Annotated in this window: 10 protein-coding genes; 5 read left to right on the forward strand and 5 right to left on the reverse strand. The window is 69.1% G+C overall.

From position 1 onward, the window contains the following. Positions 1 to 165 precede the first annotated feature (165 nt). The 3 genes from ABC766_RS25790 to ABC766_RS25800 all read right to left on the reverse strand — a co-directional run bounded on the left by ABC766_RS25790 (position 166) and on the right by ABC766_RS25800 (position 3,611). Positions 166 to 1,971 (reverse strand): IlvD/Edd family dehydratase, encoded by a 1,806-nt coding sequence (locus ABC766_RS25790; RefSeq protein WP_345819794.1) that lies wholly within the window; start codon positions 1,969 to 1,971, stop codon positions 166 to 168. Between the two features lie 156 nt (positions 1,972 to 2,127). Continuing rightward, a complete protein-coding gene (locus ABC766_RS25795) occupies positions 2,128 to 2,895 on the reverse strand; it encodes an SDR family oxidoreductase (protein WP_043380039.1) in 768 nt (255 codons plus the stop codon). Positions 2,896 to 2,897: 2 nt separating this feature from the next. Beyond that, positions 2,898 to 3,611, reverse strand: coding sequence for a GntR family transcriptional regulator (locus ABC766_RS25800; protein ID WP_345819795.1), 714 nt, complete (start codon positions 3,609 to 3,611; stop codon positions 2,898 to 2,900). Positions 3,612 to 3,730: 119 nt separating this feature from the next. On the opposite strand from ABC766_RS25800, the gene ABC766_RS25805 reads away from it, so the two are divergent. The 5 genes from ABC766_RS25805 to ABC766_RS25825 are packed head-to-tail and all read left to right on the forward strand — an operon-like array spanning position 3,731 to position 10,298. Continuing rightward, positions 3,731 to 4,990: an ABC transporter substrate-binding protein gene (locus ABC766_RS25805; protein WP_345819796.1), complete on the forward strand. Its 1,260-nt coding sequence runs from the start codon at positions 3,731 to 3,733 to the stop codon at positions 4,988 to 4,990. Between the two features lie 7 nt (positions 4,991 to 4,997). Continuing rightward, positions 4,998 to 5,873 carry a branched-chain amino acid ABC transporter permease gene (locus ABC766_RS25810; protein ID WP_043353271.1) on the forward strand — a complete coding sequence of 292 codons (876 nt, stop codon included), beginning with the start codon at positions 4,998 to 5,000 and terminating at the stop codon, positions 5,871 to 5,873. Positions 5,874 to 5,887: 14 nt separating this feature from the next. Next, a complete protein-coding gene (locus tag ABC766_RS25815) occupies positions 5,888 to 8,446 on the forward strand; it encodes a branched-chain amino acid ABC transporter ATP-binding protein/permease (RefSeq protein WP_345819797.1) in 2,559 nt (852 codons plus the stop codon). Continuing rightward, positions 8,443 to 9,366, forward strand: coding sequence for a 3-hydroxyacyl-CoA dehydrogenase (locus tag ABC766_RS25820; RefSeq protein WP_345822841.1), 924 nt, complete (start codon positions 8,443 to 8,445; stop codon positions 9,364 to 9,366). Before ABC766_RS25815 ends, ABC766_RS25820 begins: the two co-directional genes overlap by 4 nt. A 2-nt stretch (positions 9,367 to 9,368) precedes the next feature. After that, entirely contained in the window at positions 9,369 to 10,298 is a 930-nt protein-coding gene (locus ABC766_RS25825; RefSeq protein WP_043380028.1) for a 3-keto-5-aminohexanoate cleavage protein, read from the forward strand. Positions 10,299 to 10,481: 183 nt separating this feature from the next. Here ABC766_RS25825 and ABC766_RS25830 read toward each other — a convergent pair whose 3' ends face one another. Together ABC766_RS25830 and ABC766_RS25835 are read right to left on the reverse strand one after the other, a co-directional pair. Then, the gene (locus ABC766_RS25830; RefSeq protein WP_287091086.1) at positions 10,482 to 10,763 is read right to left on the reverse strand and encodes a DUF167 family protein; all 282 of its coding nucleotides are present in this window, start codon (positions 10,761 to 10,763) and stop codon (positions 10,482 to 10,484) included. A 10-nt stretch (positions 10,764 to 10,773) separates the two neighbouring features. Then, positions 10,774 to 12,141 (reverse strand): FAD-binding oxidoreductase, encoded by a 1,368-nt coding sequence (locus tag ABC766_RS25835; protein ID WP_345819798.1) that lies wholly within the window; start codon positions 12,139 to 12,141, stop codon positions 10,774 to 10,776. Positions 12,142 to 12,151 lie beyond the last annotated feature (10 nt).

The following is a 12,151-nucleotide window of genomic DNA, read 5'->3' on the forward strand; positions in this document are numbered from 1 at the left end:
TGACGGGAAATGTATTCAAAATTCAGTGCGGAGCAAACCGGCCGCGCTGTCGCGCTGGAGAGCGGGCTCGCGATGCCCTGTGCAGCGGTAGGCCCGGAGTGCCGTCGCAAAGGTTGCTCAGGACACCGCATGTTTCAACCCCGCGGCCGACCCGGGGAACAGGCCTCAGTGGTTGTCCCGCGGCACTCCGGAGACCTGCGCGACCTTCTGGAACTTCACCGCGCCCCTGAGCACCATGCCCTGATCGAGCTGATCGACCTGATCGCGATAGATCTCCTGCCACGGCGTCTGGGTCGCCGGGTAGGGATAGCCGCCGCGCGCCTCCAGATCCGCGCGCCGGCGGGCGAGGTCCTCGGCCGGGAGCAGGATGTCGGCGCTCCGGCGATTGAGGTCGATGCGGATACGGTCACCGGTCTGCAATAGGGCCAGCCCGCCCCCGGCGGCCGCCTCGGGCGAGGCGTTCAGGATGGCGGGCGTCCCGGAGGTGCCGGATTGCCGGCCGTCGCCGATGCAGGGCAGTGCGGTGACACCGCGCCGGATCAGCGATCCCGGCGGCTGCATGTTCACCACCTCGGCGGCGCCGGGATAGCCGATCGGTCCGGCTCCGCGCATGATCAGGATCGTGTTCTCGTCGATGTCGAGCGCCGGGTCGTCGATCCGTGTGTGGTAGTCCTCCGGTCCGTCGAACACGATGACGCGCCCCTCGAAGGCCATCGGGTCGTTCGGATTGCGCAGGTAGCGGGCCGCGAACTCCTCGGAGATCACGCAGGTCTTCATGATCGCCGAATCGAACAGGGTACCCTTGAGGTTCAGGAAGCCCGCGCGCTCCATCAGCGGCGCGCCATAGGCACGGATCACGTCGCGGTTCCAGCTGTGCCGGCCGCGGTAGTTCTCGCCCACGGTTCGGCCGTTGCAGGTCAGGGCGCCCTCGTGGACCTTCCCGGCGTCGATCAGCTCCGCGAAGACCGCCGGAAGGCCGCCGGCGCGAAAGTACTCCTCGCCGAGCCAGCGTCCGGCGGGCTGCATGTCCACCAGGAGAGGGATCTCGAATCCGACCCGCTCCCAGTCGTCGCACGTCAGCGGTACACCGATATGCTTCGCGATCGCGTTGATGTGGATCGGCGCGTTGGTCGAGCCGCCGATCGCCGCGTTGGCCACGATGGCGTTCTCGAAGGCTTGGCGGGTGAGGATGTCGGAGGGCTTGAGGTCCTCCCAGACCATCTCGACGATGCGTTGGCCGGTGGCGTAGGCGGCTTGCCCGCGCTCGCGGTAGGGGGCCGGGATCGCCGCCGAGCCGGGCAGGGCGAGACCGAGCGCCTCGGCCAGCGCGTTCATCGTGGAGGCCGTGCCCATCGTGTTGCAGTGGCCCGTGGACGGCGCCGAGGATCCGACGATGTCCATGAACTGCTGGAAGTCGATGTCGCCCGCCGCGTGCCGCTCCCGGGCCTTCCAGACGATCGTGCCCGAGCCGGTCAGCTCCTTGTGGAAGTAGCCGTTGAGCATCGGCCCGACATTCAGCGAGATCGCCGGGATGTTGACCGTGGCCGCCGCCATCAGACAGGCTGGCATGGTCTTGTCGCAGCCGGTGAGCAGGACGACGCCGTCGAGGGGATAGCCGTACAGCACCTCCACCAGGGACAGGTAGGCGAGGTTTCGGTCGAGGGACGCGGTCGGACGCTTGCCGGTTTCCTGAATCGGATGGCAGGGGAATTCGAAGGCAACGCCGCCGGCCGCCGTGATGCCTTCCCGGACCCGCTTGGCGAGTTCGAGATGGTGGCGGTTGCAGGGAGACAGGTCGGACCCCGTCTGGGCGATGCCGATCAGAGGTTTGCCCGAACGCAACTCCTCCGGCGTCAGTCCATAGTTGAGGTATCGCTCCAGATAGAGCGCGGTCATGCCGGGATTGTGCGGGTTGTCGAACCACGCCTTGGAGCGCAGGTCAGATGGCGTGATCCGGCGTTTGTCGCTCATGGTCGCTTCCTCGCATCCTGTGGCCGGCGCGGACGGTCCGGCTCCTGTCTTCGGCAGCGGCCGCAGGACGCGCGACCGCGGTCGCGGCGCCCCGGACTCGGTCTTGGGATACTCCGGCGCATCAGGCAGGGCAGCCTCATCGGCGCTGGATTGATTTCAGGACAGCATCCGCGTGTCACCGTCGATGGAAATGGCCTGACCCGAGATGGTCCGGCCGCGGGGCGAGCAAAGCAGCAGGATCTGGTCGGCGAGCTGCCGGGCGGTGACGTAGTCCTTGACCGAAACGAACGAGAAGGCGCGGGCTTCCATCTCGGCAAAGCTCGTGCCCTGCTGCTGGGCCTTCGATTCGAGCACCCGGCGCTGCCGGTCGCCGGCCACCAAGCCCGGCAGGATCGCATTCACCCGGATGCCGGACCCGCCGAGTTCGATCGCCAAAGACTTGGTGAAGCCGATGACCCCCCATTTGGCCGCCGCGTAGGGGCTGCGCAGGGCGAAGCCGAACTTGCCGGCCGCCGAGGACAGATTGACGATCGAGGCATTCGGGCTTTGGCGCAGATGGGGCACCGCGAGGCGCGCACAGTTGAACTGGCTGGTCAGGCACACGGTGAGACATCGGTCCCATTCTTCGGGGGCGATCTCCTCGACACGGCCGGTCGGGCCGGCGATGCCGGCATTGTTGATCAGCACGTCGAGGCCACCGAGGAACTCGACCGCGCGGTCCATCATCGTGGCGACGCCATCGCGGTCGGCGACATCGGTCCGGATACGGCCGACCGCGTCCGGCAGACCGGCCAGGGCCTCGCTGTCTACGTCGCAGGCGAAGACACGCGCCCCTTCCTCCAGGAAGGCCTCGACGATCCCGCGGCCGATCCCGGCAGCACCCGCCGTCACCAGGACACGCAGGCCGGCAATCCCCAGATCCATGATCAGTCCTCTCCCTGAACGTCCCGCAATCCGCCGCGGGTCAAGATGAACTCCGCGGCTTCCCGGATGTCGGCCGCGATCGCGGCGGCGGCGGCCGCGCCGTCCCGGTTCTCGATGGCCGCCACGGCCTCGGCGTGCCGCCGAAGCGCGAAACCCTGGCGCAGCCGCTCCGGATGGGCGCGCAGATCCAGATTGATGACCGGGCCCGCCTTCAGCCAGAGCCGGGCGATGATCTCCTGCAGGGGACCGAGCCCGCAGGCACCGTAGATCGCGAAATGCAGATCGCGGTTGAGTTGCACCGCGCGCGCCCGGTCGGGCTCTGCCGCCTCAGCTTCCGCCCGGAACGCGGCCTCGGTACGCCGGATCGCTGCGAGTTCCGTGGCGGTCCTTAGCTCGGCCGCACGGGCCACGGCGATGCCCTCCACGCCGATGCGGGTCTCGACCAGGGCCCGGAAGGCGTCCGCGCTCATGACCGGCACCCGGATCACCCGGTTCGGAGCCACTTCCAGCACGCCGTCCGCCGCCAGTCGGCTCACCGCCTCGCGGACCGGCATGACCGAGACGCCGAGCGCCGCCGCGCTCTGGCGCAGGGACAGCCGGTCGCCCGGCGCCAGCCGTCCCGAGGCCAGGAGGTCCGACAGCGCTTCGTAGACGGTGTCGGACAGGGTCCGCCGTTCGAGCAGAGGCAGTTCGGCAAGGACCGATGTGGAATTCATATGCCGACCCTAGACGGATCCGGCACTATCGCGCTAGTGATCTGTGATCACAGTTTGGGTGAGGGCCGTCAGAGCCCACAACAACAACCCGGCTGGAGGAAACGCACGGGAGCGGAACGATGACGGACCGGTTCGGGGATTCCCTTTCTCGCCGCAGCCTTCTGAAAGCCGGCGGCGCGGCGCTTCTCGCGCCGGCTCTTGCGAGCCCGGCCCTGTCGCAGGGTCAGTCGGACGTGATCCGGATCGGGCACCTGACGCCGCGGACCGGCTTCCTCGGACCGCTCGGCGAGTTCGCCGTGCAGGCGGCGCAGCTCGCGGTCGAGGAGATCAATGCCGCGGGCGGCATCGCGGGTCGGAAGGTCGAGCTTCTCTCCGAGGACAGCGTCAATCCGCAGACCGCCTCGGCCAAGGCCGAGCGCATGGTCCAGCGGGACCACGTGGCGTGCCTCGTCGGCGAGATCAACTCGGCTTCGGCGCTGGCGATCAGCCAGGTGGCTCAGCGGGAGAAGATCCTGTTCATCAACACCGGCGCCAATTCGGACGCGCTGCGCGGCTCAGACTGCAAGCGCTACATGTTCCACGTCGAATCGCAGAACACCATGATGGTGCGCGCCTGCGGGCGGGCGCTGCTCGACCGGGGCCTGATCAAGGGTCGCAAGGTCTACGCGCTCACGGCCGACTACGCCTTCGGCCACGACCTGTTGAAGCAGGCCAAGAAATACTTCGCGGCCAACGACGCGACGCTCGTCGGCGAGGATCTGATTCCCACCGAGCTCACGGACTTCTCGCCCTTCCTGCTCAAGCTCCGTCAGGCCAAGCCGGACCTCGTCATCTGCAACCTCGCGGGCGCGCAGATCACCAATTTCCTCAAGCAGTACAGCGAGTTCGGCCTGCCGTTCCCGGTCGCCGGCTTCGGCTTCGACACGGCGCTCGCCTGGGGTGCCGGGCCCGGCAACTTCCTCGGAACCTGGCCGGTGATCTGGCATCACCAGATCGACTCGCCCTCGGCCAAGACGTTCGTCGCCGCCTTCAAGGCCAAGTACAAGAAGCCGCCGGAGAACCAGGGCTGGGGCGACTACACCGCGCTCAAGATCGTGGCGCAGTCGATGAACGAGCTGAAGGCGACCGAGTCGATCAAGGTCGTCGAGCACTTGGAATCGGGCGCGAAGTTCGACATCGCCAAGGTCCGCGAGGGCTATTTCCGCCCCTGGGACCACGAATTGATGCAGGAGATGTTCGCGATCACCGCCCTGCCGGCGGATCAGGTCAAGAACCCCTACGACATCTTCACCTCGACGGGGCCGCTCCCCGGTCCCGGCGAGAGCCTGGAGGTCCTCGCCACCACCCGTGACGAGAACGCCTGCACCTTCCCGACGTGAGGCCGTCATGCAGCTCGTCTTCATCCTGGAGCAGGTGCTCAACGGCCTGCTGATCGGCGTGCAATATCTGCTGATCGCGCTCGGCCTGTCGCTGATCTTCAGCCTCGGCGGCATCGTGAACCTCGCCCACGGTGCCTTCTACGCCATCGGCGCCTACCTGACCGTGCTGCTGACGCCCTCGATCGGTTTCGGCGGCGCCCTCATCGCATCTCCCCTGGCGGTGGGGGTGCTCGGTCTGGTGATCGAGCGCTTCCTGTTGCGGCGCTTCTATCGCGGCGATCCGACCCTCGGCCTGCTCCTCACATTCGGACTCGCCATGGTGGCCGAGCAGGCCCTGCGCATGGCCTTCGGGGCGGCGCCGGTGCCGTTCGGGATCCCGACATGGCTGCGCGGTCAGGTCTTCATCGGCGACCTGATCTACTCGCGCTACCGGCTTTCGATTCTCGTGGTGGCTGTGGCCTGCGTGGCCGGCCTTTGGCTGCTCCTGACCCGCACCAGCTTCGGGCGCGTGGTCCGGGCCGGCGTGCAGAACCCCGACATGGTCGCGGCCCTCGGCATCTCGCTTCGGCCCTACATGACCGCCGTTGTCACCATCGCGGTGGGGCTCGCGGCGCTGGCCGGGACCATGATGGCCCCGGTCACGGGGGTCCAGCCCGCCATGGGCGCCGAGATCCTCACCTTCGCCTTCGTGGTGGTGGTGATCGGCGGCCTCGGCTCATTCTGGGGGGTGGTGCTCGCCGCGCTGATCGTCGGCGTGGTCCGGGGCCTCACCGCCTACGCCTATCCGCCGGCCACCGAAGCCGCCGTCTACGCCCTCATGGTGCTCGTCCTGCTGCTGCGCCCGCGCGGCCTGTTCGGCGAGCACATCGCCCGGTTCGAGTGAGCGGAGAGCGTCCCATGTCCGGAACCGCCGAGCCGCTGCCGATCGCCCTGCCGCAGCGCGGCCTGATCCTGCGCGAGAGCCGCCAGCTCTGGGCGGCGCTCGCCGCCCTCATCGTCCTGCCCTTCGCCCTCGACGCCATCGGCCTGACGCTGATCACCGCCACCGACGTGGTGATCTTCGCCCTGGCCGTGCTCGGCCTGAACATCCTGGTCGGCTGGACCGGGCTCACCTCCTTCGGCCACGGGGCGTGGTTCGGGATCGGCGCCTACGCGGTGGCGATCCTGCAGACCCGGCTTGTCCCCGGCGACATGGCGCTGCCGCTCCTCGGCGCCCTGGCGATCACCGGCTTCGCGGCCCTGGCGGCCGGAGCCTTGATCCTGCGACGGCGGGGTGTCTACTTCTCGCTGCTGACGCTCGCCTTCACGGCGATGCTCTACGCCATCGCGTTCCGCTGGACCGACCTGACCGGCGGCGAGAACGGCATCGGCAACCTGCACCGCTGGGCGGTGCTGCAGGAGCCCGGCGCCTACTACGCGGCGGTGTCGGGTATCGCCTTCGCGGTGCTGGTCGCGCTCTGGCGGTTCCGGCGCTCGCCGATGGGCACGGTACTCGTGGCGATCCGCGAGAACGAGCAGCGTGCCGGCTTCCTCGGCTACGCCACCAACCGCTACAAGCTCGCGGCCTTCGTGATCTCGGCGACGATCACCGGGCTGGCCGGGGCGCTCTCGGCCTACAGTCATCGCTTCACCTCGGCCGACCCGATCTCCATCGCGTTCTCGGGCGAACTGCTCGCCATGGTGGTGATCGGCGGGATGCGCTCGTTCCTCGGGCCGGCCCTCGGCGCGCTGTTCTACATCCTGTTCCGGGAGTTCCTGTCGATCTACACCGCCGACTGGCTGCTGTATTTCGGGCTGCTGTTCGTCGCCTTCATCGTGTTCTCGCCGGACGGGCTGGTCGGCATCGCGGCGCGCCTGCTCAAGCCGTTCCGGCGCGTGCCGACCGAAGGTGCGGCCATGGCGGCCCGCCGCGCCGGCGCCTCGGGCCGCGTCCCGGCGCGCTTCATCGCCGAGGGACGCGGCACGGGACCGGTTCTCGTCGCCGATGCCATCAGGAAGAACTTCGGCCCGGTGAACGCGGTGCGGGGCGTCTCCTTCGCGGTGGCGGACAAGACGCTTCACGCCCTGATCGGCCCCAACGGTGCCGGCAAGACCACGGCGTTCAATCTGCTCTCCGGCATGTTCCGGCCGAGCGGCGGCAGCATCCGCCTCGACGGTCAAGAGATCGCCGGCCTGGAACCGCATGCGATCACCCGGGCCGGACTCGGGCGCTCGTTCCAGATCACCAACCTGTTCCCGGGCCTCTCGGTGGAGGAGAACGTCCGCCTGGCGGTGCAGGCGCGCCACGCGGCGCATTTCAGCCCCTGGCGGGACGCCCTTTCGATCCGCGCGATCGCCGACGATACCGCCGAGCTGCTGCGCTGGACGGGCCTCGCCGGGATCGAGCGGGCCGAGGCCGGCAGCCTGTCCTACGGCGGCCAGCGGCTCCTCGACATGGGGCTGGCGCTGGCCACGCAACCCCGCGTGCTGCTTCTCGACGAGCCGCTCGCCGGCTTGGCCGCCGCCGAGCGCGAGCGCGTCGGCGAGCTGATCAAGGCGCTCTCGGCCGACATCCCGGTCCTGCTCGTGGAGCACGACATCGACCGCGTGTTCCGTCTGGCCGACCGCGTCACCGTGATGGCCGACGGCGCCGTGCTGGTCGACGGCTCCGTCGCGGATGCCCGGGACGATGCCCGGGTCCAGGCGGTTTACCTCGGATCGGGCACGGCGGTGATCGCCGCGAAGCCGCGCGCCAGCGCCGCCGAGTCCGAGACGCTGCTCGCCATGGAGGGCGTCGATACCTTCTATGGCAAGTCGCACATCCTCAACGGGGTCAACCTCACGGTGAACCGGGGCGAGGTGGTGGCGCTCCTCGGCCGCAACGGCGCCGGCAAGTCGACCCTGCTCAAGACGTTGATCGGCACAGCATCACCGGCCGCCGGCCGGATCGTGCTCGCCAACCGGGACATCGCGGGCCTCTCGCCCGACAAGATCGCCCGGCTCGGCATCGGCTACGTGCCGCAGGGGCGGGCGCTGTTTGCCGGGATGAGCGTCGCCGAGAATCTGGGCCTCGGTCGTCTGCGGCGGCTCACCGGTGCCGGCATCCATTGGGACGAGGAGAAGGTTCTGGAGTTCTTCCCGCGGCTCAAGGAGCGCTGGACCGTCGATGCCGCCCGCCTGTCGGGCGGCGAGCAGCAGATGGTGGCGGTGGCGCGCGCGCTGTCGGGCGATACGCGGCTCCTGCTTCTCGACGAGCCGTTCGAAGGCCTGTCGCCGGCCGTGACCGAGGAGCTGTTCGAGGCCTTCGACCGGCTGCGCCGCGAGATCGCGATCATCCTGGTGGACCATCACCTCGATCTGGCGCTGGCCCTGTCCGACCGGACCGTGGCGCTGGAGCGGGGCAGCGTGCAGTGGGCGGGCGAGTCGCGCCTCTTGCGCGAAGATCAGGAGCTGAGACGGAAGGTGCTGTGGCTATGACCGAAAGCGTCGCAATCGTCGGCGCCGGCCTGATCGGCCGGGCCTGGGCGATGATCTTCGCCCGCGCCGGCTGGGACGTGCGGCTGTTCGATTCCGCCGAAGGCGTGGCCGAGGCCGCGCTCCCGCTCTGCGCCGAAGGGCTCCGCACCCTTTCGGCTAACGGGCTCTGTCCCGATCCGGAGGGAGCTGCCGGGCGCATCCGGAGCGCGGGGAGTCTCGCCGCCGCCCTCGACGGTGTGGACTTCGTCCAGGAGAACGGGCCCGAACGGCTCGACGTCAAGCGGACCCTCTTTGCCGAGCTCGATGCCCACGCGCCGCGGGACGCGGTGATCGCGTCGTCCTCATCGGCCATCCGCTGCTCGCTGTTCACGGAGGATCTGCCGGGCCGGGCGCGCTGCCTCATCGGCCATCCGGTGAATCCGCCGCACCTGATCCCGCTCGTGGAGATTTCCGGCGCGCCCTGGTCCGATCCGGCGGCTCTGGCACGAGCGCGAGCGGTGTACGAGGCCATCGGACAGGTCCCCGTCACGGTGCTGAAGGAGATCGAGGGCTTCATCCTCAACCGGCTTCAGGGCGCCCTGCTGGCGGAGGCGTTCCGTCTCGCCTCGGAGGGCTATGTCACCCCGCAGGATCTCGACAAGACCGTCGCGGACGGGCTCGGCCTGCGCTGGAGCTTCATGGGACCGTTCGAGACGATCGAGCTGAACGCGCCGGGCGGCATCGCCGATTACTGCGCCCGCTATACCGGCTTCTACAAGAACCTGGCCGCCGATCCGGCGCCACCTTCGGTCTACGAGGCGCCGGCCACCGAGGCGATCCTGGCCAAGTGGCAGCCGCCGGACGATCTACCCGCACGCATGAACCGCCGCGACACGCGGCTGGCGGCGCTCCGGGCCCACAAGGCATCACAGAAGGACTGAGCATGGCCTCACAGCGGAAAGTCATCATCACCTGCGCGGTGACGGGCGCGATCCACACGCCCAGCATGTCGCCGCACCTGCCCGTGACGCCCGAGGAGATCGCCGACGCCGCCATCGGCGCCGCCGAGGCCGGCGCCGCCATCGTGCATCTGCATGCCCGCAATCCGGTGAACGGCCAACCCGACCAGACACCCGAGGCCTTCGCCAAGTTCCTGCCGGTGATCAAGCAGCGCTCGAACTGCGTGGTGAACATCACCACCGGCGGCGCGCCGACCATGTCGATCGAGGAGCGGGTGCGCCCGGCCGCGACCTTTCAGCCGGAGGTCGCCTCCCTGAACCTCGGCTCGATGAATTTCGGCCTGTTCGGGATGCTCGACCGCTTCAAGGACCTGAAGCATCAGTGGGAGCGGGACTATCTCGGCAACAAGGACATCATCTTCCGCAACACCTTCGGCCAGATCGAGCACATCCTGACGACCTGCGGTCCGAACGGGACGAAATTCGAGTTCGAGTGCTACGACACCGCGCATCTCTACAATCTGAAATACTTCTTCGACCGCGGCCTCGTGCAGGCGCCGCTGTTCATCCAGACGGTGTTCGGACTGCAGGGCGGGATCGGCGCGCATCCCGACGACGTGATGCACATGAAGCGCACCGCCGATCGGCTGTTCGGCGATCAGTACCGCTGGTCGGTGCTCGGGGCGGGCCGCAACCAGATGAACATCGCCGCCATGGCGGCCGCGATGGGCGGCAACGTCCGCGTCGGCCTCGAGGACAGCCTGTGGGACGGGCCCGGCAAGCTCGCCGAGACCAACGCCGCGCAGGTGCGCCGCGTCCGGTCGATCATCGAGGGGCTCGGCCTCGCCGTCGCGTCGCCCGATGAGGCGCGCGAGATGCTGGCGCTGAAGGGCGGCGACAAGGTCGCGTTCTGACAGCGCGTCCTGCGTATCGGGACAGTGCGTCGCGATTGGCGAAGCGCACTGTCCCCCGCCGCGGGGTTTCGCGATCCCGGGCCCTCCTGGCGACCAGGGCAAAGCGGCTCAGCGGAGTGAGCCATCGGCGAGCGTGTCCGGCTGGATGTCCCCGCTCCGCGCAAAAGCCGGGTCGGCAGCCTCTCAAGGCTGACCGAACACCCGTTCGAGATCCGCCTCGATGACGCCGTCGATCTCCAGGATCTTCAACCGGTTCTGATCGCCGGCGACGATGCGGACCGAGCGGCGTCCGACCTTGAGCGCCTTGGCGATCATCGCCACGAGGGCCTCGTTGGCGGCACCCTCCACCGGTGGCGCCGCGACGCGCGCCTTCAGGTAGGGCTGGCCCTTCTCGTCCCGTGCCCAGCCCTCCGCCGCGTCGCGGCCGCCACGCGGCGTGAGGCGGACAGCCAGCCGGGTTGCCACGGGCGATCGCTCAGAAGATCTTGCCCGGATTCAGCCGCCCGTCCGGATCGAGCGCCCGCTTGACCATCCGCATCACGGCGATCTCCTCAGGCGAGCGCGACAGTTTCAGCTTGCTCCGCTTCTCCAGCCCGATCCCGTGCTCTGCCGAGACGGAGCCGTTCAGCTCCGCGAGGGGCTCGTAGATCGCCGCGTCGATGGCGGCGTTGCCGGCGACGTCGAGGCGGGTCGTGTTCCAGTGCAGGTTGTTGTCGCCGATATGCCCATAGACGACGGCCCGGCAGCCTGGGATTGCCGCGAGCCGGTCGAGCGCTCCGCGCACGTAGCCATCCATCCGCGACAGCGGCACGCTGACGTCGAAAGCGCGTTCGATCCCGTCGGCATTCAGATGCTCCACGCGGTCGCGGATGCGCCACATGCCCCGGCGCTGCTCCTCCGAGGCGGCGACGGCGGCGTCGAGGATCGTGCCTTCGCCCATCAGCCCTTCGAGGAGGCTCAGAAAACGGTCCGATTCCTCGGCGACGCACTCGATCTCGATGATCGCGTAGAACGGATAGTCATGGCCGAGGGGCGGGGTCGCCCGTCCGGGTGCCGTCATCAGGCGGTAGAAATCCGGCCACAGCCCTTCGAAGGAGGACACGCGTCCCTGGAAGGCGCTTTGGGCTGCCCGCAGCACCCGCGCGCCGTCATCCACCCCCGGGCAGGCGATGAGTGCCGTCGCATAGCCGGCCGGCTCGGGGCGCAGGCGCAGGACGGCCCGCGTGACGATGCCCAGCGTGCCTTCGGTGCCGAGGAACAGCTGCTTCAGGTCGAGCCCGGTGTTGTTCTTGATGAGGGGCCGCATGGACGACACCACGGTGCCGTCGGCGAGCACGGCCTCCAGGCCGAGCACCATCTCCCGCATCATGCCGTAGCGCAGGACGCGCAGGCCCCCGGCATTGGTCGAGATCGCGCCGCCGATGGTCGCCGAGCCGCGGGCGCCGAGGTCCAGGGGAAAGAACAGCCCGGCCGCCGACGCCGCGTCCTGCACGCTCTCGATGGTGGCGCCGGTCCCGACCACCACCGTCATGCCCAGCGGATCCACCGGCTCGATGCCGGTCATCCGCTCCGTCGACAGCGTGATCTCGTCAGGCTGGCAGAGCGTCCCGTCGACGAGGCCGGTGGCTCCGCCGCGGGGCACCACGGCGACGCCGGATTCGTGGCACGCTGCCATGACCGCGCTGGTCTCCTGCGTGCTGCGGGGTCGAACCAGTGCCAGAGCGGCGCAAGGCTCGGCCGGGCGCGTCCAGTTGGCCGCGCGCCCGCGGAGCTCCGCGCCCGTGACGAGGCCGGACGGTCCGACGATCGCGGCGAGGCGGTCGAGGAAGGCGGCGTCGGTCATCGGCATCATC

This window comes from Methylobacterium fujisawaense (assembly GCF_039619325.1).
Taxonomy (GTDB): Bacteria; Pseudomonadota; Alphaproteobacteria; order Rhizobiales; family Beijerinckiaceae; genus Methylobacterium; species Methylobacterium fujisawaense.

Coding starts and splice junctions, on each gene's coding strand:
- ABC766_RS25790 (WP_345819794.1), bottom strand. CDS start 1,971: ATGAGCGACAAACGCCGGATCACGCCATCTGACCTGCGCTCCAAGGCG.
- ABC766_RS25795 (WP_043380039.1), bottom strand. CDS start 2,895: ATGGATCTGGGGATTGCCGGCCTGCGTGTCCTGGTGACGGCGGGTGCT.
- ABC766_RS25800 (WP_345819795.1), bottom strand. CDS start 3,611: ATGAATTCCACATCGGTCCTTGCCGAACTGCCTCTGCTCGAACGGCGG.
- ABC766_RS25805 (WP_345819796.1), top strand. CDS start 3,731: ATGACGGACCGGTTCGGGGATTCCCTTTCTCGCCGCAGCCTTCTGAAA.
- ABC766_RS25810 (WP_043353271.1), top strand. CDS start 4,998: ATGCAGCTCGTCTTCATCCTGGAGCAGGTGCTCAACGGCCTGCTGATC.
- ABC766_RS25815 (WP_345819797.1), top strand. CDS start 5,888: ATGTCCGGAACCGCCGAGCCGCTGCCGATCGCCCTGCCGCAGCGCGGC.
- ABC766_RS25820 (WP_345822841.1), top strand. CDS start 8,443: ATGACCGAAAGCGTCGCAATCGTCGGCGCCGGCCTGATCGGCCGGGCC.
- ABC766_RS25825 (WP_043380028.1), top strand. CDS start 9,369: ATGGCCTCACAGCGGAAAGTCATCATCACCTGCGCGGTGACGGGCGCG.
- ABC766_RS25835 (WP_345819798.1), bottom strand. CDS start 12,141: ATGACCGACGCCGCCTTCCTCGACCGCCTCGCCGCGATCGTCGGACCG.